Source organism: Sphingomonas sp. MMS24-J45 (assembly GCF_044881195.1).
Classification (GTDB): domain Bacteria; phylum Pseudomonadota; class Alphaproteobacteria; order Sphingomonadales; family Sphingomonadaceae; genus Sphingomonas.
The window spans coordinates 76,457-100,863 of the sequence record NZ_CP173255.1 but is presented as its reverse complement, the minus strand read 5'-3'; the positions used below and the strand labels follow the sequence as shown (position 1 = coordinate 100,863).

General features: G+C 64.4%; 15 protein-coding genes. 13 read left to right on the top strand and 2 right to left on the bottom strand.

Features of this window, described 5'->3' with window-relative positions; genetic code table 11:
- Window positions 1-6: 6 nt before the first annotated feature.
- Together hmgA and hppD are read right to left on the bottom strand one after the other, a co-directional pair.
- The gene (gene hmgA / locus AB5I39_RS00485) at window positions 7-1,293 is read right to left on the bottom strand and encodes a homogentisate 1,2-dioxygenase (RefSeq protein ID WP_404369882.1); all 1,287 of its coding nucleotides are present in this window, start codon (window positions 1,291-1,293) and stop codon (window positions 7-9) included.
- Between the two features lie 211 nt (window positions 1,294-1,504).
- Entirely contained in the window at window positions 1,505-2,575 is a 1,071-nt protein-coding gene (hppD, locus tag AB5I39_RS00480) for a 4-hydroxyphenylpyruvate dioxygenase (RefSeq protein WP_404369880.1), read from the bottom strand.
- A 119-nt stretch (window positions 2,576-2,694) separates the two neighbouring features.
- Between hppD and AB5I39_RS00475 the strand changes: the two genes are divergently transcribed.
- The 13 genes from AB5I39_RS00475 to AB5I39_RS00415 all read left to right on the top strand — a co-directional run bounded on the left by AB5I39_RS00475 (window position 2,695) and on the right by AB5I39_RS00415 (window position 24,377).
- Window positions 2,695-3,336, top strand: a complete 642-nt coding sequence (locus tag AB5I39_RS00475; RefSeq protein ID WP_404369879.1) for a YoaK family protein — start codon at window positions 2,695-2,697, stop codon at window positions 3,334-3,336.
- Window positions 3,337-3,340: 4 nt separating this feature from the next.
- The gene (locus tag AB5I39_RS00470) at window positions 3,341-3,790 is read left to right on the top strand and encodes a MarR family winged helix-turn-helix transcriptional regulator (RefSeq protein ID WP_404369877.1); all 450 of its coding nucleotides are present in this window, start codon (window positions 3,341-3,343) and stop codon (window positions 3,788-3,790) included.
- Window positions 3,791-3,888: 98 nt separating this feature from the next.
- Window positions 3,889-5,958 (top strand): malate synthase G, encoded by a 2,070-nt coding sequence (locus tag AB5I39_RS00465; RefSeq protein WP_404369875.1) that lies wholly within the window; start codon window positions 3,889-3,891, stop codon window positions 5,956-5,958.
- Between the two features lie 122 nt (window positions 5,959-6,080).
- Entirely contained in the window at window positions 6,081-8,102 is a 2,022-nt protein-coding gene (locus AB5I39_RS00460) for an autotransporter assembly complex family protein (protein ID WP_404373933.1), read from the top strand.
- Window positions 8,102-12,340, top strand: coding sequence for a translocation/assembly module TamB domain-containing protein (locus AB5I39_RS00455; protein WP_404369873.1), 4,239 nt, complete (start codon window positions 8,102-8,104; stop codon window positions 12,338-12,340). Before AB5I39_RS00460 ends, AB5I39_RS00455 begins: the two co-directional genes overlap by 1 nt.
- Window positions 12,341-12,410: 70 nt before the next feature.
- Entirely contained in the window at window positions 12,411-13,895 is a 1,485-nt protein-coding gene (locus tag AB5I39_RS00450; protein ID WP_404369871.1) for a flavin-containing monooxygenase, read from the top strand.
- Window positions 13,896-13,988: 93 nt separating this feature from the next.
- Window positions 13,989-14,627, top strand: coding sequence for a CerR family C-terminal domain-containing protein (locus AB5I39_RS00445; protein ID WP_404369869.1), 639 nt, complete (start codon window positions 13,989-13,991; stop codon window positions 14,625-14,627).
- On the top strand, window positions 14,624-15,733 hold the full coding sequence (locus AB5I39_RS00440; RefSeq protein WP_404369867.1) for an HlyD family secretion protein: 1,110 nt from the start codon (window positions 14,624-14,626) through the stop codon (window positions 15,731-15,733). Before AB5I39_RS00445 ends, AB5I39_RS00440 begins: the two co-directional genes overlap by 4 nt.
- Before the next feature lies 1 nt (window position 15,734).
- Window positions 15,735-17,324, top strand: coding sequence for a DHA2 family efflux MFS transporter permease subunit (locus AB5I39_RS00435; RefSeq protein ID WP_404369865.1), 1,590 nt, complete (start codon window positions 15,735-15,737; stop codon window positions 17,322-17,324).
- A gap of 38 nt (window positions 17,325-17,362) precedes the next feature.
- Entirely contained in the window at window positions 17,363-18,796 is a 1,434-nt protein-coding gene (locus AB5I39_RS00430) for an efflux transporter outer membrane subunit (protein ID WP_404369863.1), read from the top strand.
- Between the two features lie 36 nt (window positions 18,797-18,832).
- On the top strand, window positions 18,833-19,999 hold the full coding sequence (gene argE, locus AB5I39_RS00425; protein WP_404369861.1) for an acetylornithine deacetylase: 1,167 nt from the start codon (window positions 18,833-18,835) through the stop codon (window positions 19,997-19,999).
- A 562-nt stretch (window positions 20,000-20,561) separates the two neighbouring features.
- Window positions 20,562-21,851 carry an EAL domain-containing protein gene (locus AB5I39_RS00420; RefSeq protein ID WP_404369859.1) on the top strand — a complete coding sequence of 430 codons (1,290 nt, stop codon included), beginning with the start codon at window positions 20,562-20,564 and terminating at the stop codon, window positions 21,849-21,851.
- A gap of 360 nt (window positions 21,852-22,211) precedes the next feature.
- Entirely contained in the window at window positions 22,212-24,377 is a 2,166-nt protein-coding gene (locus AB5I39_RS00415; protein WP_404369857.1) for an ATP-binding protein, read from the top strand.
- The last annotated feature ends 30 nt before the right edge of the window (window positions 24,378-24,407 follow it).

Here is a 24,407-nt window from a genome sequence, read left to right as displayed (position 1 = left end):
TCTGGATTAAGTAACCGGCAGAATTGCTCTAGGAAAACCGGCCCAAGCGGAATCGTAATCCGCATCCAGCGCGCCGGTTTCCAGCGCGAAATCGGTAGGGGTGAAGACCCAGCGACTTTCGATCATGAACGCCATTGTGCCGTCCAATTTGTGCGGCTTCAGATCGGCATTGCTGGCACCTTGCCAACTGGCGACGTCCGGACCGTGGCCGCTCATCTGATTGTGCAGCGACAGCGCGCCGGGGACGAAACCGTCGGCCTTGGCATCATAGGCACCGTAGAGCAGGCCCATGCACTCGCTCATCGTGTTGCGGTGGAACCAGGGCGGGCGGAACGTGTCCTCCGCCACCAGCCAGCGCGGCGGGAAGATCACGAAATCGACGTTCGCGGTGCCGGGCACGTCGCTGGGCGAGGTCAGCACGGTAAAGATCGAGGGGTCGGGATGATCGAAGCTGATGCTGCCGATCGTGTTGAAGCGAGTGAGGTCATATTTGCACGGCGCGTAATTGCCGTGCCACGCGACGACATCAAGCGGGGAGCGGCCGAGATTGGTGGTCCATAGCGACCCGAGGAATTTCTGGACGAGGTCGTACTCGCCCTCGACATCCTCGAACCAGGCGACCGGCGTTTCGAAATCGCGCGGGTTGGCGAGGCCGTTCGCGCCGATCGGGCCGAGATCGGGCAGGCGGAAGGGCTGGCCGTGGTTCTCCGCCACGTAACCGCGCGCGGGGCCGTCGGGCAGGGTGACGCGGAAGCGGACGCCGCGCGGGATGAGCGCGATCTCGCCGGGTTTTACGTCGATGCGGCCGAATTCGGTGAGCAGCGATAGCGCGCCTTGCTCGGGCAGGATTAGCAGCTCGCCATCGGCAGAGGCGAAGGCGCGGTTCTGCATGTCCTTCGCGGCACGATAGATGTGCATAGCGACGCCCGTCTGCGTTTTCGGGCCGTCGCCCGCGACGAGCATCGTGGTAAGGCTGTCGAGCCAGTCAGTGTCCTGCAGGTCAAGCGGACCCCAGCGCAGCCGATTGGGGGCGAGAGGGGCTTTCGACGGACCTGGGGCGAACAGCGGAGCGCCTTCGTAGCGGGCGAAGGCGGGGTGCGCAGCGGAGGGGCGCAGGCGGTAGAGCCACGAGCGGCGGTTTTCAGCGCGCGGTGCGGTGAAGGCGGTGCCGCTCAATTGCTCGGCGTAGAGGCCGAAGGCGGGACGCTGCGGCGAGTTGCGGCCGACCGGGAGCGCGCCGGGAATGGCTTCAGTGGCGAAGTGGTTTCCGAAGCCGGTTTGATAGGTGGTCATCGTGTGGTCCATTCGCTTCGAGCGCAGTCGAGAAGCCTGGCGGTGCGCTCGTTTCGGTTTCTCGACTTCGCTCGAAACGAACGGAAATGATACGGCGTGCCCCGAAACCCGCCAGCCCGTCGGACCCGGCAAAGCCGTGCCCTATGGGCAGGCTTGCCGTGCCGTCCGGCCTTGCTCGGCGCGTGCGCGCCGCATCCGGCCTAAGCTCCGCTTACGCCGGGATGACGCCGCGGCGGATCTGGTCGAGCTCGATGCTCTCGAACAGCGCCTTGAAATTGCCCTCGCCAAAGCCGTCATTGCCCTTGCGCTGGATGATTTCGAAGAAGATCGGGCCGACCATGTTTTCGGTGAAGATCTGCAGCAGCAGACCGCCGCCGGTCTCGGGTGCGCCGTCGATCAGGATGTCGCGCTTGCGCATTTCCTCGACGTCGTGGCCGTGGCCCGGAAGGCGCTGGTCGATCAGGTCGAAATAGGTTTGCGGCGTGGTCTGGAAGCGGATGCCGTTGGCGCGGAGCGCATCGACCGTCTTGAAAATGTCGTCGGTGGCGAGCGCGAGATGCTGGATGCCTTCGCCCTTATAATCCTTGATGAATTCCTCGATCTGCGAATGCTCGTCCTGGCTTTCGTTCAGCGGGATGCGGATCTTGTCGTCGGGCGCGGTCATCGCCTTGCTGAACAGCCCCGTAGCCTGACCCTCGATGTCGAAATAGCGGATCTGGCGGAAGTTGAAGATGCGCTCGTAATAATCGGCCCAATAGCTCATCCGCCCGCGTTGAAGGTTGTGGGTGAGGTGGTCGAGCGTGTGGAGACCGACGCTGTGATCGTCGGGCGAGGCGCCGGGCACGGGCTCGAAATCGATGTCATACAGCGTGGCGCCACCGCGGCGATCGACCAGATAGAGGTTCGCGCCGCCAATCCCTTCGATCGCGGGAATGTTGAGTTCGGCCGGACCGACCTTGCCCTCGACCGAAACCGCGCCGCGTTCGGTGGCGAGCTTCAGCGCCTTGGCGGCATCGGCGACGCGGAACGCCATGGCGTTGGCGGAGGGGCCGTGCGCATCGCGAAAGCCTGCGACCTGGCCGGCATTGTCCATGTTGAGCAGGAAGTTGATGTCGCCCTGCGCATAGCGGCGGACGTTCTTGGAACGGTGATTGCCGACATGGGTGAAGCCCATTTTCACGAACAGATCGGCCATCGCTTCGGGGTCGGGCGAGGTGAATTCGACGAATTCGAAGCCATCGAGACCCATCGGGTTTTCGGGCTTGGTGTCGGACATGGTCATCGATTCGGCTCCACCGGAGAGATAGTATCAGGTGAAACTATATACGCCGCGCGGGATACGGTGTCCAGCGCGCGCGGGGCCATTGCCGATGCGGGGCCCATCGCCGTACAGCTTGCAGCGTGAAGACCTTCGACCGCCATGACCGTCTGCTCGCGATCGGCCTGTCCGCGCTGGCGGGGTATGTCGATGCGGTCGGCTTTCTGGCGACGGGCGGGTTTTTCGTGTCGTTCATGAGCGGCAATTCGACGCGGCTGGGGGTGGGGATCGGTGAATGGTCCGTGAATGTCGCGATTGCGGCGATGCTGATCGGCAGTTTTCTGATCGGCGTGATCGTGGGATCGCTGGTCGGGCGGGCGGCTGGGCATCGGCATCGCGCGGTCGTGCTGGTGCTGCTTGCCGCGCTGCTCGCGGGGGCGGCGGTGCTTGGCCAGTTCGGCGCCGTGTGGCCCGCAGCTGTGCTGATGGCGGCGGCGATGGGGGCGGAGAATATCTTCTTCGCGGAAGGCACCGAGGTGCGCGTCGGGCTGACCTATATGACTGGGCGGCTGGTCAAGATCGGGCAGTTGATCGCAGCGGCACTCGCAGGCGGGGATCGCTGGGCATGGGTGCCGCATCTGGTGCTGTGGAGCGGACTGATCGTCGGCGGGGCGGCGGGGGCGGCCGCGTTTCTGGCGATGGGGGGCGCGTCCTTGTGGATTGCGGTGGCAGCGGCGCTGGGGATCGCGGCGATTGCCAGAGGACCGGACGCGGTGGCACGGTAGCGTTATGACCACGCTCAAGCTCGACCGCTTTCTCCCCTATCGCCTCTCGATCGCCTCGAACCGCGTGTCGGCTGCGATTGCCAGCACCTATCAGGCGCTATTTGGGCTGAAGATCCCGGAATGGCGGCTGATCGCGGTGATCGCGGAGGGGGAGGGCACGACGCAGCACGCGCTGGGCGTGGCGACGCGGATGGACAAGGTGACGGTGAGCCGGGCGGCGGCGACGCTGGTCGAGCGCGGGTTGCTGGAGCGGCGGCCCAATCCGGGGGATCAGCGGTCCCATCTGCTGATGCTGACCGAGACAGGACGGGCGCTGTATGAGGATGTCGCGCCCAAGGCGCTTGAGCTGGAGGCGCAGGTGTTTTCGGGCTTTTCGGCGAACGAGATCGCGACCTTTGCTGCGATGCTGGAGCGGATCGAGGCGTCGGCGGCACCGTTCGATAGCGAGCGCTAAGAGCACGGCTTGCGCGGAACGGGGTTGATGCGGGCGGGCTTGCTGGCCTAAGCGGAGCCAGCCCTCCCCAGGCCGATCGACGTACCCAAGGAGGATTTATGCCCGACATGCTCGACCGCGCCGGCCTTTCGGTTGCCGCTCCGCTCGCCAGCTTTATCGAAGAGCGGGTGCTGCCGGGGCTTGGGATCGATGCGGCGGGCTGGTGGCAGGGCGTGGCGGCGATCTACGCCACCTTCGCGCCGCGCAACCGCGCTCTGCTGGCGGCGCGCGACGACCTGCAGGCAAAGATCGATGCGCGCTATCAGGCGGGTGAGGCGGTCGATGAGGCGTATCTGCGCGAGATCGGCTATCTCGTGCCCGAGCCTTCGCCCTTCACGATCGGCACCGAGAATGTCGATGCCGAGGTGGCGACGATGGCCGGGCCGCAGCTGGTCGTGCCGATCCTCAACGCGCGCTTCCTGCTCAACGCCGCAAATGCGCGGTGGGGGAGCCTGTACGACGCATTCTACGGCACCGATGCGTTGCCGGGGATGGCGGTGCCGGGCGGCTATGATCCAGTACGTGGGCGACAGGTGGTGGCTGCGGCGAAGGCTTTTCTCGACCAAGCGGTGCCGTTGGCGCACGGGCGGTGGGAAGAGCTGCTCAATGACGACGCGCCGGTGCTGCGCAACCCGGCGCAGCTCGTCGGGCGGAAGGGCGCGTCTTACCTGTTCGCCAATAACGGGTTGCATATTGAGGTCGTGGTCGATCCGGCGCATCCGATCGGGCGCGATGATCCGGCGCATATCGCCGACGTAATCCTTGAATCCGCGCTGACGACGATTTGCGATCTCGAGGATTCGGTCGCGGCGGTGGATGCCGAGGACAAGGTCGCGGCCTATTCGAACTGGCTCGGACTGATGCAGGGCGATCTGTCCGACACGTTCGACAAGGGCGGGAAGTCAGTGACGCGGCGGCTCAATCCCGATCGGGTCTATGACGACGGGCTGACGTTGCCGGGGCGCTCGCTGCTGTTCGTGCGCAATGTCGGGCATTTGATGACCAACCCGGCGATCCGCCTGGCGGACGGCAGCGAGGCGCCGGAGGGGATTCTCGACGCGATCGTGACCAGCACCATCGCGCTGTACGACCTGCGTGGGCTGGGGAAGTTCCGGAACAGCCGCGCCGGATCGGTTTATATCGTCAAGCCGAAGATGCACGGGCCAGACGAGGCTGCCTTCACCAACGACCTGTTCGACGCGGTCGAGGATTTGCTCGGCCTTGCGCGCCATACCGTAAAGGTCGGCGTGATGGATGAGGAGCGTCGGACGTCGGCGAACCTTGCCGCGTGCATCCACGCGGTGAAGGACCGGGTCGTGTTCATCAACACCGGCTTTCTCGATCGCACCGGGGACGAAATGCACACCGCGATGCGCGCCGGGCCGATGATCCCCAAGGCCGAGATGAAGGCGAGCGACTGGATCAAGGCGTATGAGGATCGCAACGTTCGCATCGGGCTTGCCGCCGGGTTCGCGGGGCGGGCGCAGATCGGCAAGGGCATGTGGGCGGCACCCGACCGGATGGCCGACATGATGGAGCAGAAGATCGGCCATCCGATGTCTGGCGCGAATACCGCTTGGGTGCCGTCGCCCACCGCCGCGACGCTGCACGCGATGCATTATCACAAGGTCGACGTGTTTGCGCGGCAGAGGGAGATCGCGCAGGAAGCCGTGCCGGGGCTCGATCGCTTGCTCGCCGTGCCGGTCGCGCAGGGGCGCAACTGGACGCTGGAGGAGGTGCGTGCGGAACTCGACAATAACGCGCAGGGCATCCTCGGCTATGTCGTGCGCTGGATCGATCAGGGCGTCGGGTGCTCCAAGGTGCCCGACATCCACGACATCGGCCTGATGGAGGATCGCGCGACGCTGCGTATTTCGTCGCAGCATATCGCCAACTGGCTGCTCCACGGTGTGGCGACCCGCGCGGAGGTGGATGCCGCGTTCGAGCGCATGGCGGCAAAGGTCGATGCGCAGAATGCGAGCGATCCGTTGTATCGGCCGATGGCGGGGCATCCCGAGAGCCTTGCCTTGCAGGCGGCGCGCGCGCTGGTATTCGAGGGCGTGGAGCAGCCGAACGGCTATACCGAGCCGCTGCTCCACGCCTATCGCTTGAAATTAAAGGCGGCTTAGGGAAACGAACGGCCCTTCGCGCGTTGCGAGAATGAGGTACGGGCTGTTTGCGTAGCACCTGTGCGATAAAGCGGGGACGCAAACACTTGTTTCTACTGACACTTTCGACAAGCGTGACCGCGATGGCGCTGGCGGCGCAGGCACAATCCGCTTCGCCCGCATCGCCGGTCGTGGTCCCCACTCCGCCATCCCTGCAGCAACCGGCGGAGCCGCCGATCGTTCCCGACGAGGCGTTTGAGAAGGCGCTGCCGCCGCTGTCGAGCGACATAAACGCGCCGCTAGAACCGATCACGCCGACGACACCTTCGGTACCCGACGCGGCCGCTCCGGCCGAATTGACGCAGCCGCTCCCCGCGCTTTCGGGGTTCGACACGACGCCGCTGAATTCCGCGACCGTCGCGGACACGAAGGCGCCGGAGATTCGCTATGACACGGAACTTCGCGGGCTCGATGAGATCGGTCTGAAAGGCCAGTTCAACGGCTTGTCCGCGTTGAAGGACGGCGGCGGCAAGGCGCCCAACGCGACCGTCGTTTCGGCCCGCGCGCGCGAGGATGAGGCGCTGGCGGTGCGGCTGATGAAGTCGCTCGGCTATTATGACGGCACGGCGGTTTCGACGCTCGAACAGATTCCGGGCGAGACGGGGCGCGTGCGCGCGGTCGTCTCGGCCACGCCGGGTAAGCAATATACGCTGGGATCGATCACCGTGCAGGCGAAGCCAACGGTGCCGGCGGGCCTGATCGAAAGCCAGTTGCCGCTCAAGATCGGCGAGCCGATCGATGCCACGCGCGTGCAGGCGGCGGAGGCGAATGTCGCGCTGATCCTGCCGCAGCGGGGCTATCCCTTCACCAAGGTCGGGCAGCGTGACATTTTGCTGGACGATGCGGCGGGGACGGGAGCGTACACGCTGCCGGTTGATACCGGGCCGCGATCGTCATTCGGGACCTTTACCACCGAAGGTCGGCTGGCGTTCGGGGCTGAGCATATCAGCGTGCTGACGCGCTTCAAGCCGGGGGAGCTATACGACAATCGCAAGGTCGATGATCTGCGCGAAGCTTTGGTGGCGACGGGGTTGTTCTCCACCGTGTCGGTCGAGCCGCTGCGGACCGGCAACATCAATCCCGACGGCACCGAGCAGGTCAATCTGCTGATCGAGCAGGAGCGCGGGCCGCCGCGGTCGCTCGCGGTGAGCGGCGGGTATAGCACCGGGCAAGGGATTCGCCTCGAAGGGTCGTTTACGCATCGCAACCTCTTCCCACCTGAAGGCGCGTTGATCGTGACTGCGGTGGCGGGGACGCAGGAGCAGGGGGCAACCGCCACATTCCGCCGCTCCAATGCGGGCCGGCGCGACCGGACCGTGACGCTGACGGCGGGTGCGAACCATTCGAATTACGACGCATTCGACGCCTTCACCACGACGGTGTCAGGGCGGATTTCCTACGATTCGACGCCGATCTGGCAGAAGAAATTCACTTACGCGTATGGCTTCGAGCTGACCGGCACGAACGAGAGCGTGTATGATTTCGGCTTGGGTGCGCGCAAACGCGGAACCTATTTCATCGCGGCCCTGCCGGGGCAGGTCGAGTTCGACCGGTCGGACAGCCTGCTCAACCCGACCAAGGGATACCGGCTGAAACTGAGCCTGAGCCCGGAGACATCGGTGCGCGGCGCGGTGCGGCCCTACGCACGCACGCTGATCGAGGCGAGCGGCTATTATCCGATTGGCGACAGCATCGTGCTGGCGGGCCGCGTGCGCGCCGGGTCGATCGCGGGGACGGGACGTGACGATCTCGCGCCGTCGCGGCGCTATTATGGCGGCGGCGGCGGGTCCGTGCGCGGCTATGGTTTCCAACGGCTCGGGCCGCTTGATCCGGATGGCAACCCGGTCGGCGGGCGATCGATCAACGAATTCGCGGTCGAGGCGCGCTATCGCTTCGGCAATTTCGGCATCGTGCCGTTCCTCGACGGCGGCAACGCCTATGAAAGTTCGCTTCCCAAGGGGAGCGACTTGCGCTTCGGTGCCGGGATCGGCGGGCGCTTCTACACCAATTTCGGGCCGCTGCGCGTGGACGTCGCGACGCCGCTGAACCCGCGCAAGGGCGACGGAAAGGTCGCGCTCTACATTTCGATCGGACAAGCGTTCTGATGGCCGACGAAGCAGTAGTCGTGGCGCGCACGCCGGTGTGGCAGCGTGTGTTGAAATGGACCGGGATCGCGGTCGCGGGACTGGTCGCGTTGGTCGGGTTGCTGGTGCTCGGCCTCAACACGTCGCCCGGGCGGCGGGTGATCGCGAACTATCTGGGGGATTACAAGACCGCCTCGGGCCTCAACATCAAGGTCGGGCGGATCGAGGGGTCGCTCTACGGCGCGATGGTACTGACCGACGTGCGGGTTAGCGATCCGCAGGGCGTGTTCCTGAGTTCCCCGCGGATCGCGGTCGATTGGCGGCCGTTTGCATATCTCAGCAACCATATCGACGTGCGATCGGCGCAGGCGGCGCTGGTGACGATGAAGCGCTCGCCGGTATTCACCCCGGTGCCGAGCGACCCGAACGCACCGATCCTGCCTGACCTGGACATCGATATCGGGCGGCTGACGGTCGAGCGCATGATCCTCGCGAAGCCGGTGACGGGCGCGGTACATATCCTGAAGATCGACGGGGCGACGCACATCGCCGACCGGCGGGCGCAGATGGCCGTCGATGTCGCGGCTTTGCGTGGCGCGGGCGTGGCCGGGGGTGACCGGTTGCGGCTGAAGCTGGACGCCGTGCCTGACCGGGATCTGCTCGATGTCGATACGCGACTGACCGCGCCCGCAGACGGCGTGGTCGCGGCGATGAGCGGGATCAAGGCACCGGTGGACTTCACCGTCGGTGGCAAGGGTAGCTGGACGGCCTGGACCGGCAAGGCTTCGGGGACGCTTGGCGGCGCATCCTTCGCCGATCTCGCGCTGACGGCGAATAGCGGGCGCTTTACCGTGCGCGGTTCGGCCAATCCGGGACTCTATCCCGGTGGCGCGCCCAAGGATGAAGCGACCCCGACGAACCCGCTCGCGCGGCTGACCGCGCCGAAACTGGATGTTGCGGCCGATGCGACGCTCGATCAGCGCAAGATGACGCTGTCAGCAACGGCGCGGTCGGACGCGCTGGCGTTGGATGCCAAGGGTTTGCTCGATTTTGCGGCGAGCACCTTCGGGCAATTCGCGGTCGATGCGCGCTTGCTGACGCCCGGTGCGATCGCGCCTAATCTGAACGGCCGCGATGTTGCGGCGCGCTTGGTGCTCGACGGCAAATTCGCGACTCCGACCGTCAATTACGTCGTGACGGCGGGCGTGCTTGGCTTTGGCGAGACGCGGGTCGAGCGGCTCTATGCCTCCGGCCTGGCGAGGATCGATACCGACCATATCATCGTGCCGGTGGCGGCGCGGGCGGTGCGCGTGACGGGGCTGAACGCGGCGGCGGGCGGCTTGCTCGACAACGTCGCGATCAATGGCGACTTCGCGATCGCGAAGGGCAAGCTGCTGTCCGACAATCTGAAGATCCGATCGCGCAAGATCGATGCGACAGCCTTGGTCGTGGCCGACCTCGCGACGGGCATGTATCGCGGCGCGCTCAACGGGCGGGTGAACGATTACCGGATTGACGGGGTCGGGATCGTTTCGCTGCGCACCGATGCGAAGTTGGTGACGGTGCCGAGCGGCGGGTTCGGGATTACCGGGCATGTCGCGGCGCGGACCTCGCAGATCTTCAACGAAGGCGCGCGGAGCTTCCTCGGCGGGAATGCCGTGGCGACGGCGGATGTCGGCTATGATCCCAACGGCATCATCACCTTCCGCAATCTGCGGCTGAACGCGCCGCAATTCCGCGTGACGCGGGGGCAGGGACGGTATGATCCGCGTGGGCCGTTGCTGGTCGATGCCGATGCCTATTCGACCGCCTACGGCCCGCTGTTCGCGCGGGTTTCGGGGACTGCGACGCAGCCGGTAGTCCTGCTGCGCGCGCCGCGGCCGGGCGTCGGGGTTGGCCTCGTCAATCTTGAAGCGCGCGTGCGCGGGACGGGGGCGGCTTATGCGGTGAACGCCACGGGCGGCACGCAATATGGGCCGTTTAGCGCCGATCTGCTGGTAGCGCCGGCCAAGCAATTGACCGTCGATATCCGCAATGCGCGCTTCGCAGGTGTGGATTTCAAGGGGCGCGTCCAGCAACTCGCCAGCGGGCCGTTTGGCGGACGCGTGACCTTTGCCGGATCGGGCGTCAGCGGCGCGGCTCTGCTTGGTGCGCAAGGGTCAGTGCAGCGCGTCGACGTGGCGGCGCGGGCGAACAATGCCAAGATTCCGGGTGCGGTCGATTTCACGATCGGGCGCGCGATCATCAACGCGCGCGCGGTGCTGTATGCGAAGGCCCCGCAGATTCTGGCTGACGCGCAAGTTGCCGATCTGCGATACGGCCCGACCGTCCTGTCCAGCGCGCGCGCCAAGATCGACTATACCGGCGGCAACGGGACGGCGCAGATGGTGGCGCAAGGGTCCAACGGCGTGCCGTTCCGCGTCGCGGCCAATGCGCGGCTCAGCCCGAACCTGTGGCTGGTCGCGACGCAGGGCCAGGCCAACGGGATCGACTTCAAGACCGCAACGCCGGCACGGATCGCGATCGAACGTGGCGTCTACCGCCTGCAGCCGACGCAAATTGCATTCGGCGCGGGCAAGGGCGCGGGGTCGGCGCGGATCGCGGCGGATTATGGCAATGGTCTGTCGGCGAAACTGCGGCTCGATGCGCTCGATCTGTCGGTGGCCAATGCCTTGATTCCCGATCTCGGGCTGGGCGGGTCGGCGACCGGGTCGCTCGACTATACCCAACCGCGCGGCGCATCGGTGCCGCAGATCGCCGGGCAGTTCCGCGTGCAAAACTTCACGCGGTCAAGCCTGGCCAGCGTTTCGGAACCGGTCGACCTGATTGCGCAAGTCGGGCTGAGCGATGCCGGCGGCGACGCCCGCGCGCTGATCCAGCGGGGCGGTGCGACCGTCGGGCGGCTGGTCGCGGCGCTGCGGCCGCTGGGCGGCGGCGCGAGCTGGACCGAGCGGCTGATGTCTGCGCCGCTGTCGGGCGGGATTCGCTATAACGGGCCGTCGGCGGTGCTGTTTTCCTTTGCAGGGTTGTCCCGCCAACATCTGACGGGGCCGATCGCGCTGGCGGCCGATTTCGGCGGGCGGGTGGATGTGCCGCAATTGACCGGACTGGTGCGCGCGGATTCGCTCACATATGACAATGAAACCTATGGTACGCGGCTGACGCAGATGAAGCTGGCGGGGCGCTTTACCGCCGATCGGCTGGAGATCACGCAGCTCAGCGCACGTGCGGGCGAGGGAACGGTGCAGGCGCAGGGGTCTGTCGGTTTCTCCTCGGCGGCGGGCTTCCCGATCGATTTCCGCGCGACGCTCAACAACGCGCGGCTGGCGCGAAGCGACGCGCTCGGCGCGACGGCGACGGGCACGATCGCGGTGACCAACAGCAAGGCGAATGGCGGGCTGATCAAGGGCGACTTGCGCATCCCGGAGGCGCGCTATGAGATCATCCGCCAGGGCCAGGCCGAAGTGGCCGAATTGACCGGGGTTCGTCGCAAGAGCGATCTGGTCAAGGCTGCCGCAGCCGCACCGGCCGAGGCTCCGGTCGGGCTGTTCAAGCTCGATCTGCGGGTGCGGGCGGACAATCAATTGTTCGTGTCCGGCATGGGGCTCGAGTCCGAGTGGGAGATGGACCTGCGCGTCCAGGGCACCTCTGCCGCGCCAAGGATCATCGGGCGGCTGCAGATCGTGCGCGGCACCTATTCCTTCGCGGGCAAGCGTTTCGACGTGACCAAGGGCGACATCCGCTTCGACGGTGGTGCGCTGACTGATCCGCAGATCGCGCTGAGTGCGACAACGACGACCAACGACATCACCGTGGTGATCGACGTGACCGGCACGGGCCAGAAACCGCAGATCGCGTTCGCCTCGACGCCTGCGCTGCCGCAAGATGAAGTGCTGAGCCGCTTGTTGTTCGGGGAATCCGTGACCAATTTGTCGGCGATCCAGGCGATCCAGCTTGCCTCGGCGCTCAATTCGCTGCGCGGGTCGGGTGGCGGGCTGAATCCGCTCGGCAAGCTGCGCTCGGTGGCGGGGATCGACCGGCTTCGAATTCTGGGTGCGGACGAAGCGACCGGACGCGGCACCTCGCTCGCCGCGGGCAAATACATCACCAACAATATCTATGTGGAGGTGATCACCGACTCGCGCGGCTTTACCGCTACGCAGCTGGAGGTGTCGCTGACCAAGGCGTTGAGCGTGCTGTCGCAGGCCGGGTCGTTCGGCGGTTCTAACGTCACGGTACGCTACAAGAAGGATTTCTGATCGCAACTGATCGCTTCCCGTCGGCGCAAAAATCGAATATTGGGTATCCTCGGAAGAGGGTAATGCCGGTATGATAATCGAACATTTCGACGTTGTGGTGGTGGGCGCGGGCATCTCCGGCATCGGCGCGGGATACCATCTTCAGACGATGAGCCCGGACCGATCCTATGTGATCCTGGAGGGACGGGCCGATCTGGGCGGGACGTGGGACCTGTTCCGCTATCCCGGGATCCGCTCGGATTCCGACATGTACACCCTTGGCTATTCGTTCAAACCGTGGACCGAGGCGAAAGCGATCGCGGATGGGCCGTCGATCCTGAAATATGTCCGCGAGACGGCACGCGACTTCGGCATCGATCAGCACATCCGCTTCAAGCATCATGTGAAGAGCGCCGCCTGGTCGACCGCCGACGCGCGCTGGACGGTCGAGGCCGAGGGGCCGGATGGTCCGGTCGCCTACACCTGCAATTTCCTCTTCATGTGCAGCGGCTATTACAATTATGCACGCGGCCATACGCCGGAATGGAAGGGCGCTGAGAGCTTCGCCGGGCGGATCGTGCATCCGCAATTCTGGCCCGACGATCTCGATTATGCGGGCAAGAAGGTGGTGGTGATCGGCAGCGGTGCGACCGCGGTGACGCTGATCCCGGCGATGGCCGATACCGCGGCTCACGTGACGATGCTGCAGCGCTCCCCCACCTATGTCGTCTCGCGCCCGGCGGAGGATGCGGCGGCGAATTGGCTGCGGTCAAAGCTACCGTCGAAGCTCGCGTACCGGCTGATCCGCTGGCGCAACGTGCTGTTCGGCATGTTCTTCTTCAACATGGCGCGCAAGCGGCCGGCGAAGGTGAAGGACCGCCTGATCGGCATGGTGCGCGACGAACTGGGGCCGGAGTACGATGTCGACCGGCACTTCACGCCGAAATACAATCCGTGGGACCAGCGGTTGTGCCTGGTGCCCGATTCCGATCTGTTCGACGCGTTGCGCAGCGGCAAGGCGTCGGTTGTGACCGACACGATCGACCATTTCACCCCCGGCGGCATCGCGCTCGCATCGGGCGAGGAACTGGCGGCGGACGTGGTGGTAACCGCGACGGGGCTGGAGTTACAGTTGTTGAGCGACGTTACGTTCAGCCTGGACGGCGCACCGGTCGATCTGTCGAAGACCTTCAATTACAAGGGCATGATGTTTTCGGACCTGCCGAACATGGCGACCTCGTTCGGCTACACGAATGCCTCGTGGACGCTGAAGGCGGACCTTACCTGCGCCTATGTCTGCCGCTTGCTCAACACGATGAAGGCACGCGGCCTGCGGCAGGCGACGCCGCGCGTCGGCGATACGCAGCTTACTCCCGCGCCGTTCCTCGATTTCAGCTCGGGCTATGTCACGCGCGCGATGGAGAAATTCCCGAAGCAGGGGAGCAAGGCACCGTGGCGCGTGCACCAGAATTATGCGCGCGATTTGCTCGCGCTGCGCTATGGATCGGTGGACGACGGGATGGAGTTTTCCAATCCGGCGCCGGTCGCATCGGCGCGCGAAGCGGTTTCGGCCTGACCCCCATGCAACCCTTGCCGCGGCGAAGGGTTATGCCACGGTAGCGACATTCGCGCTTGCGGTGTTCGTTCGAACGAACTACTGGCGCGTATTATGCTACAACACCGTCTGCTCGAGATTGCTATCGCGGAATTCGCGGCCAAAGGCCTCGAAGGCGCAAGCACGCGCGGCATTGCTGCGGCGGCGGGCACCGCGATGTCGTCGATTACCTATCATTACGGCGGCAAGGAAGGGCTGTATCTGGCGGCGGCGGATTATATCGCCTGCCAGGTATGTGACGAGATGGCGCCGATCATGGATCAGATCGATCTGTCGACGAAAATCGACCCGATCGAGGCCAGGCGCTATATTCACGACCTGCTGTGCCAGATGATCGACACGATGGCAGGCGACAAGAGCGAGGCGTGGTCCTTGTTCATCATGCGCGAGCAGATGGCGCCAACCGAGGCGTTCGACCGAATCTATGGCGGGCTGATGGGCCGGATGCTCGAAACGCTGTGCGAATTGGTGTGCATCGCGACCGGACTGAATGATCGCGATACCGCGCGGGTCGCGGTGATCACGCTGACGGGGCAGGTCCTGGTCTTGCGCGCTTCGCGTGCCACCGTGCTGAAGCTGATGAAGCGCGACACGATGGATGGCGACGCGGTCACGACGCTGTCGAAACGAATTATTGCCAACACCGATGCCATTCTCGACCGGCTGATCGCCGAACGCCAGGACCCTTCATGAGCGCCGACCAGAGCAAGCAGCCGCAAGACGATACCTCCACTCCCGACGACGCCCCCAAGAAACCCTCGATCTTCAGCAAGCCGCTGTTCTGGATCGTGCTGGTGCTGGTGGTCGGCGCGGCGGTGATCGGGGGAGTGTTCTATTATCTCGATGCGCGACAGTATGAGACGACCGACGATGCGTTTGTCGATGCGCATATCGTGCGCATTTCGCCGACCGTGGCGGGCACGCTGAAGCAGGTTGCCGACCTCGACAACCGTCATGTCCAGGCTGGTCAATTGCTCGCGGTGATCAGCGCATCGGGGCCGGAAGCGCGGCTGTCGGAGGCGAGCGCCGATGTGAAGCAGGCCGAGGCGCAATTCGAACAGGCGCGCGCACAAGTTGCCGCCGCGCAGGCGACGCGCGATCAGGCGGCGGCGCAGGCGCGCGCCCCGCTCGCCAGCGCGGCCAAGGCGCAACAGGATCTGGCCCGCTACGAGGCGCTGCGCCGGATCGACCCGGCGGCGGTGGCTGGGCAGCAGCTCGATGCAGCACGTGCTGCCGCACGCTCGACGGCGGCCGAGGCGGCGGCTGCACGCCAGCAGATCGACAGCGCCGCGGCCAATATCGCGGTTGCGCAGCGACAGGTTGCGGCGGCGCGTGCCGTGATCGAGGCGCGGCAGGCGGCGGTGCGTCAGGCCAATGTGACGCTTGGCGATAACCGGCTGACCGCGCCGGTGTCCGGTCAGGTCGTCAACCGCCAGGTCAATGTCGGCTCCTATGTCGCGCCGGGCACGCAATTGATGGCGATCGTGCCCGATCACATCTGGGTCACCGCCAATTTCAAGGAAACCCAGCTGCAGCAGATGAAGATCGGGCAGCCGGTGACGATCAAGGTCGATGCCTATCCTGACGTCGAATTCACCGGCCATGTCGACTCGGTCCAGCGCGGCGCAGGGCAGGCGTTCGCGCTGCTGCCGCCGCAGAATGCGACGGGGAATTACGTGAAAGTCGTTCAGCGCGTGCCGGTGCGGATAGAATTCGACGTGAAGCCGGGCGGGCCCGATCCGCGCAAATATCCGCTGGGCCCGGGCATGTCGGTCGTGCCGACGGTGAAGGTCCGCTAAGGTGGCGACGGCCGCCGCGCAGGACGGCTGGGATCCCTCACGGTCGGCGGCGGGCAATTACAGCCCGTGGCTGATCGTGGCGATCATCTCGATCCCGACCTTCATGGAAGTGCTCGACACCTCGATCGCCAACGTCGCGCTCGACCATATCGCGGGTGGCCTGTCGATCTCGAACGACCAGGCGACCTGGGTGCTGACCAGCTATCTCGTTGCCAATGCGATCATCATCCCGATCAGCGGCTGGCTGTCCGATGTGATCGGGCGGAAACGCTATTTCATGATCTCCATTGCGCTGTTCACGCTGTCGTCGCTGATGTGTGGGCTTGCGCCCAATCTGACGACGCTGGTGATCGCGCGGGTGTTGCAGGGGATTGGCGGCGGAGGCCTGGCCCCGGTCGAGCAATCGATCCTGGCCGACACTTTCCCACCGCGGCTGCGCGGGATGGCGTTTGCGGCCTTTGCGATCGTGGTGGTGGTGGGGCCGGTGCTTGGGCCGACGCTGGGCGGGTACATCACCGAAAATTCGAGCTGGCACTGGGTGTTCCTGATCAACGTGCCGATCGGGATCGCGTCGCTGTTCCTGGTCAATCTTTTCGTCGATGAACCCAAGGCGATCAAGGACGACCACGCCAAGCTGATGAAGCGCGGGATTCGGATCGATTATATCGGCATCATCCTGATCGTGCTGGGCTTGGGCTTCTTCGAATATACGCTCGACCGGGGCCTGCGCGAGGATTGGTTCGCCAGCAGCTTCATCGTCACGACCGCGACGATTTCTGCGGTCTCGTTGATCGCGTTGGTGTTGTGGGAGCTCAATAACGACGATCCGGTGATCGACCTAAAGCTCCTGAAAAGCCGCAATCTGTCGCTGACGCTGTTAATGATGGGCGTGACTGGCATGATCCTGTTCGGCACGACGCAGCTTATCCCGCAGATGTTGCAGCAGGTGTTGGGGTACACGTCGTTCCAGGCGGGGTTGGCGCTGACATTGGGCGGCCTCGCGACGCTGGCGGCGGTGCCGTTTGCGGGACGTTTGTCGGGCAAGGTGGATGTGCGGTTGTTATTGTTTCCAGCGCTGCTCGTGCAGGCCTTCGCGCTTTGGAACATGACGCATTTGAACGCCGACATCACGTTTCACGATGCGGCGATCGCGCGGCTGTTTCAGGCGATGGCGCTGCCATTCCTGTTCGTGCCGATCAACGCGGTTGCCTATGTCGGGTTGCCGCAGAACAAGACCGCGCAGGCGTCGAGCTTGCTCAACATCTCGCGCAATCTGGGCGGGTCGATCGGGATCTCGATTTCGCAGACGTTGCTGGCGGGCGGGCTGCAGCGGCACCAGTCCGATCTGGTCAACCCGCTGAGCCCGCTCAACCCGAATTACAACGAGTGGATGCAACAGGCGCAGGGCGCGTTCGGCGATGCGACGACGCCGCTTGCCGTGCTGTATCAGACGGTGCAGCGGCAGGCGGCCATGCTTGCGTTTCTCGACGTGTTCCAATCGTTGATGATCGTGGTGCTGTGTGTGGCACCGCTGGTATTCCTGATGCGCCCCGGCAAGGCCGGCGGCGGTGGTGGAGGCATGGGACATTGACCCGCTCATCCGTTGGAGCCGTCCTTGCGGGGGCGGCTATGTTGGCTGGCTGTACCGTCGGGCCCAACTATAAGGCACCGACGCTGGCGGTGCCGCCCACCTTTGCCGAGCCGCAGTCGAGCGTCACTGGCGTGGCGGTCGATCCCGCACGGTGGTGGACGGCGTTCGGGGATGCGACGCTGACGTCGCTGGTCGAGCGAGCCTTGAAGGACAGCCCGGACGTCGCGATCGCGGCGTCGCGCGTGCGGCAGGCGCGGCTTCAGGAAATGGCGGCCTATGCGGTTGGTCGGCCGACGGTGGATGCAGTCGGCAATGTGAGCCATGTCGAATTCAGCAAGAATGCCGGCTTCTCCTCGCTCGCCAGCTTGTTTTCGGGCGGCAGCGGGGGCGGGAGTTCGTCGGGCGGCGGAATTGCGCTGCCGGGCGGCGGGATCACCACGTTCGCCGCGGGGTTTGACGCGAGCTGGGAAATCGATCTGTTCGGCGGCGGCAGGCGTGGGGTCGAGGGGGCGATCGCGCGGACCGACGCTGCAATCTGGTCGCAGCGCGACGCCGCTGTTACGCTGAGCGCCGAAGTCGCCCAAGCCTATTTCGCTTTGCGGCAGGACCAGACGCAGATTGCCGTGGTCGAGGAAGAAGTGGCGCGGCAGCGTCGCGCGCTCGAAATCGCCGGGAACGTCGCCAAGGTGGGTTTGAGCCCGCAGATCGACGTGACGCGGCAACGCCAGTCGATCACCAGCCTGGAGGCGCGGATCGAGCCGTTGCGTGCCGATGCGCGCGTTCGCATCCATGCGATCGGCATCCTGCTGGGTGCCGAACCCGAAAGCCTCAGTGCGGAATTGACCGCACCGCCCGCCGGTCTCGCAGCGATCCCGGTCGTCCCGGCGGGCCTGCCTTCGGACCTGCTGCGGCGGCGCCCGGATATTCGCGCGGCCGAGCGGCAATTGGCGGCTTCCACTGCGGACATTGGCGTGGCGGTCGCCGATCTCTATCCGAAGTTCCGGCTGACCGGGATGGCGGAATTCCTGTCGACCTCGCTCGCATCGTTGCTGTCACGCGACAGTGTTCAGGCGACTGGCACCGGCGGCGTCAGCTTCCCTCTGCTCGATTGGGGGCGGCGCAAGGCGACCGTCAACATCCGCAAGGAAGACCGTGAGCAAGCCTATCTGCGCTACAAGGCCACCGTGCTCGGGGCCTTGCGCGACGTCGAGGACCCACTCGCGCGGATCGATGCCGAGCGGCGGCGTAACGCTGCGCTACAGCGCGCCGTGGCCGATGCCGAAGCGGCGGCACGCGCGGTCTACGCGCAGTATCGCACGGGCTTCGTTGCGCAAAATGCGCTGATCGATGCACAGATTACGGTACTGACAGCGCGCGAGCAACTCGTCGCCAGCGATGCGCAGTTGCGGCTCGACACGGTCGCCTTGTTCAAGGCGATCGGCGGCGGGTGGGACGAACCGAAAGCGGGGTGACTGGCACGCATTGGCGTTAGCGCTTAGGGTCAGCGCATGGATACCAGTAGCTTGCGTGCCTCCGCCCTCGGCCATCTCGACGCGCTGATCGGCTTTGACACCACTTCGCGCGATTCCAACCTCGCGCTGATTGGCTATGTCGAGGCATTTCTGGCCGAGCATGAAGTGGCCAGCCGCCGGGTGACGAATGCCGAGGGCAGCAAGGCCAATCTTTACGCGACGGTCGGCCCGGCGGTGGCGGGCGGCGTGGTGCTGTCCGGGCATACCGATGTCGTGCCGGTCGACGGGCAGGCGTGGAGCAGTGACCCGTTCACGCTGACCCAGCGGGGCGAGCGCCTTTACGGCCGCGGGACGTGCGACATGAAGGGGTTTCTTGCGCTCGCGCTGGCGATGGTTCCGGCCTGCGCCAAGGGACAGCTGGCGCGGCCGCTGCATCTGGCTTTCTCCTATGACGAGGAGGTCGGCTGTCTTGGTGCCCCATCGATGATCCGCGAACTCGTGACCGAACTGCCGAGCCCGCTTGCCGTCATCGTCGGGGAACCCACCAATATGGAGGTGGTCAGCGGGCATAAGGGGATTTCGACCTGGCGTGTGACGGTGACCGGGCATGAGGCGCATTCGAGCCTGACGCACCTCGGCGTCTCGGCGAATATGGTGGCGGTTGGGCTGATGGCGCGGCTTCGCGACCTGGCGGCTGTGCTCGCAGAGCATGGTGAGGCCGCGTCGCTGTATCATCCGCCGCACGCGACGTTGACGATCGGGCTGATCCAAGGGGGCACTGCGGTTAACATTCTTGCGCGCGAGTGCAGTTTCGTCTTCGATTTGCGGACGCCGCCGGGGCAGGACCCGGATGCGATTATCTCGCCGTTTCTCGCCGCTTGCGCCGAGGAGGACGCGGCCCTGAAACGGCAATTCCCCGACGCTGGAGTCCATGTCCAGCGCCGTTCCGCAACGCCTTCATTCGCACCGGAGATTGATGGGGCGGCGGAACTGCTCGCCCGGCGACTGGCTGGCGACAACGGCCCGGCGCGCGCGGCTGCTTATGCGGCGGAAGCCGGGCAGTTTCAGGGGGCGGGGTTCTCGACGATCATCTGCGGACCCGGGTCGATCGAGCAAGCACATCAAGCCGACGAATATATGGAAATTGCGCAATTCGAACGGGGCGCTGCGTTCATGGTGCGGCTTTTGGACGCGTTGACGTAAGTTCGTCGCGAAAAAATTGCAATTGAATTTCGGGTCAACTGTTCACGTTGATGCGGATTTTACCGTGTTGACGTCTGAACCGGCTGGAGTCCCGAATTGGGACGTGTGCGTCATGCGGGGAGTCAATCCATAATCCAAGCCGACATAGAGCTACGTCGGAGAGTTTCGATCCGATGTGGAAGTAACCCGCTCAAAAATAAACCGAATCATTCCGCATCGGATCGAAGGGTAGGTTTACCAGGGGCGCGAGCTCTCGCCGTAAACCATCGACAGGATGAGTTTCAACATTACGTTTCTCCCTTGCGCACTCAAGCGAGTGCCTAAGATTCTTAATGGAATCTTAAGGACAAAGCAACTGGAGATCGGCCGCTTGCGCATGGCGCGCCACGCCCATTTAACGCTTCGTTGAAGCCTTTGGCGTAGCGCGATTGCTATGGGAAACGCGCGTCATCCACTCACCGCACAACGCCGGCCGGCGAAAGCCGTGCCTGCACGCGCTAGTGAGGGTCTGGACGGCACCCAGATTGCAGGTCCAATCGGTCGTCGCAGCGACGGACACGGCGTGTCGTCGGCAGCGACCCGGCCGGTCGCTTCAGAATGGGGCGATCCCGAACTGACCTGGGGCTTCGTCGCAATCGTCGAGATCGCCAACTTCGCCGCTTTGCGCCGATATCTCGGTCGCGCGCGCGCCGATGCCCTGGTGCTCGATCTCGAACGGCGGATCGCCTCCGCTTTACCAAGCGCGGCAACGGTCGTGATCGCGCGCGCCGCGATCGAACTCTCGTTTGACGGTGCGTCCTTTGCCGATCTCGACGCCGGGAATGCGGCTCTGCGGGCGGCAATGTCCGCGCCGTTTGACCTCGATAATGAGCTTCACGCGATCGAGATCGCCATCGGGGCAGCGGGTGCTCCGATCGGCATGACAGAGGACGTGCGGCTGATCGAGGAGGCGGAAGGGGCCTTGGACGAGGCGCGGCAGGAACAGCGCAGCGTCTTGCGGGATTTGTCGGTCGGCACACCGGCGTTCGACCGGCTCACCCTGACGCGTGAGCTACCGCTGGCGATCGTAAATGGCGAAATGTTCCTGCAATATCAGCCCAAGCTGCACGTGCGCGATCAAAAGGTCGCGAGCGCGGAGGCGCTGGTGCGATGGCAGCATCCGACGCGGGGCCTGATCCTGCCGAGCGATTTCATCACCGTTGCCGAGGAAGCGCGGCAGATTTCGGCGCTCACGCTTTGGACGCTCGATGAGGTCATCCGCGACCAGCGGACAATTGCAGAAGATGGGCATGATCTCACGATTTTCGTGAACATTTCCGGGCAGTTGCTGGGCGACCGCGGGTTCGTTGAGGCGGCCTGCGAGAAGGTCCGCAATGGCGGTGCGAAGATCGGCTTTGAAATCACTGAAACCGCCGTAATCCGCGACCCGGATTGCGCGATCGCGAATTTGAAGATCTTCGCGGGCCACGGCATCACCATCGCGATCGATGACTATGGCGCGGGCTTGTCGTCGCTCGCCTATCTCAAGCAATTGCCGGCGCGCGAATTGAAGATCGACAAGATGTTCGTGCTGCAACTGACGAGCAGCAATCGTGACCCGCTGATTGTCCGGTCGACGATCGATCTTGCCCATGCGCTCGACATGGAAGTCACCGCGGAAGGTGTCGAAACGCAAGCGGCCATGGCGCTGTTGTCGGTAATGGGGTGTGACATGATCCAGGGGTATCTGATCAGCCGTCCCGTCTCGATCGATGCCTTTCGACGCTATCTGGATGAGGACGTGGCGCGTCCGCTTGAGGAGGCGCGTCAATCGATGTTCAAACGTCCCGCGACCTTCTGGAAAAGCGCCTGACCATAACTGTCTTCCGCTTAGGCGGGTTTTAACGACTTTGTGAGCATGATCGCTATGATGAGGCATCCGTACCTCCGCGCGTTTGCGATCTTGCTGCTCGCTTGTGTCGGGCCATGTCTGGTTGCGACTTCTGCGATAGCTCGATCGACAGCGGCACCTGACGAGCGATACGAGGCACTGATCGCAGACGCGCGAGCGAAAATGCTAGTGGATCCAGCGCAGACCATTGTCCAGGCGCGCGCAGCGGAGCGGGTGGCAGCTAATCTGCAGGGGCGGCCGCGTGTAATCGCGATAGCGACGGCTCAATGGCTGCAGGGGGAAGCTAATGTACGTCTCAATAATGCCACTGCTGCGGAACCGTTGATCGACAGCGCCATCAAAATGATGTCGAAGGGAGGTCCGCTCACCAAATTGAACGGCGATCTCTTACTCTCGCGTGGTGGATTAATGACGGCGCAAGCTGATGTGGCTGGTGCGTTGGCTGCATATCAGCAGGCACATGATGTGTTCCGGTCAATCGGTCAGACCCGTAGTCAGGCGATATCGATCGTTCTTATCGGGGTGCTTTACCAAGAGGCGGGCGATTTTGACAACGCACTAAAATACTTCAAGCAGGCGCTAGACGTCTATAGCGCGGACCAGCAGCTTCTTTTTTCCATCTATACAAACCGCGGTATTTGTCTGCAGGAGTTGCAAAAGTTTTCCGCGGCCCAAGTTGAGTTCCGCGAAGCTCTGCGTGTCGCGCGCGCGCTCAATAGCCCCAACCTTGAGGGCCAGACGCTGCGAAACATCGCGCGTGGTCAGTTGATGGCTGGGCAGATCGACGACGCCGATCGAACCATTGCGATGGGTCTGCAATTGAAAGGTGCCCGTGGCGAGGACGCCACCGCATCGCGCGGTCATTTCCTCGTCCTTTCCGCTTGGTCGGCGCGATTGCATGGCCATTTGGAAGAGGCAGAGCGTTTGATCCGGCGGGCGTTTGGTATGGTCGGCACGGAGAGTTCGACGCTCGACCTGCGCGAGGGGCACAAGACTGCCTATGACATTTTCAAACAGGTTGGCGATCAGGGCCAAGCGCTGCTGCATCTGGAAGCGCTGAAAAAGTTCGATGACAAGACGTCCACGCTTGCCGCCTCTGCCAACACCGCGCTGGCGGCGGCGCGATTCGATTTTGCGAACCAGGAACTGAAGATCGAAAAGCTGAAGCGGGCGGAACTGCAACGAAACATCGATGACGCGAAACAACGCGCGCGTACGCAGCAGCAGATTTTCGCGGTCCTTGCGGTTGCCACGCTGATCATTGTGGCACTGCTCGCGTTCGGGTTGATCACGATCCGGCGCAGCCGCAATGAAGTGCGCGCCGCCAACGTCGACCTCGGTCGCACCAACGCGGCGCTTGGCAAGGCGCTGGCAGCGAAGACCGAGTTCCTTGCGACCACCAGCCATGAAATCCGTACGCCGCTGAACGGCATTCTCGGCATGACTCAGGTGATGCTGGCCGATGTGAGGCTGACCGCTTCGCTCCGCGATCGGATCGGCGTGGTGCATGGTGCCGGGCTGACCATGAAGGCGCTGGTCGACGATATTCTCGATGTCGCGAAGATGGAGACGGGCAACCTGACGATCGAGCGCGTGGCGTTCGATCTGCCCGCTACGCTCCGCGACGTCTGCCGGCTGTGGGAGGAGCAGGCGCGTGGGAAGGGGCTGGACTTCACGCTTGATCTGGAAGCCGCGCCCACGATGATCGAGGGTGATCCCGCGCGAATCCGTCAGATTGCGTTCAATCTGCTGTCCAACGCGCTGAAATTCACCGATGCGGGCGGCGTGACCGTGCGTGTCTTTGCCGACGATCGGACACTGTCCCTGTCGGTGAGCGATACCGGGCTCGGCATTCCAGCCGACAAGCTCGACATCATTTTCGAATCCTTCCGGCAGGTCGATGCCGGTACGACGCGCAAGTTTGGCGGCACTGGGCTGGGCCTGGCGATTTGCCGCAATTTGGCGCAGGCTATGGAGGGCGATGTCAAGGTCGCCAGCACGCCGGGGGTGGGGACCACCTTTATGCTCGAGATTCCGTTACTGGTCGCGGCGCCAGCCCAGAGCGAAGCGACCGAAGAAGCGGACGGCCCCGGCGCATTGTTGATCCTCGATCGCAATCCGATCTCCCGCGCGATGCTGCGCGCTGTCCTCGAGGCGCGGGCCGGGACGGTGTTGTTCGCGTCGAGCGCCGATGAGGCCGTCGCACAAATTGCGGAATGTCGGGTCGAGCGGGTGTTGATCGACGATGCCACGATCAAGGCGGCGGAGGACATCGACGCCGCGCTGACCGGTATCGCCGAGCTTGGTCCGGTGACCGCGTTGCTCTGGCCCGCACCAGATGCTGCCGACCGTGACCGGTTTGCCCGGGCGGGCGTCGATGTCGTCATTGCAAAGCCGATTGCCGGTGCTGCTCTTGCGCCGCTGTTGTTCGATGCGGTGAAATGCGCTGAATCGATGTCCAACCGACTTGTGACGCGGGCGGCGTGACGTGATAGAGAAGCCCGAAATGATACTGAT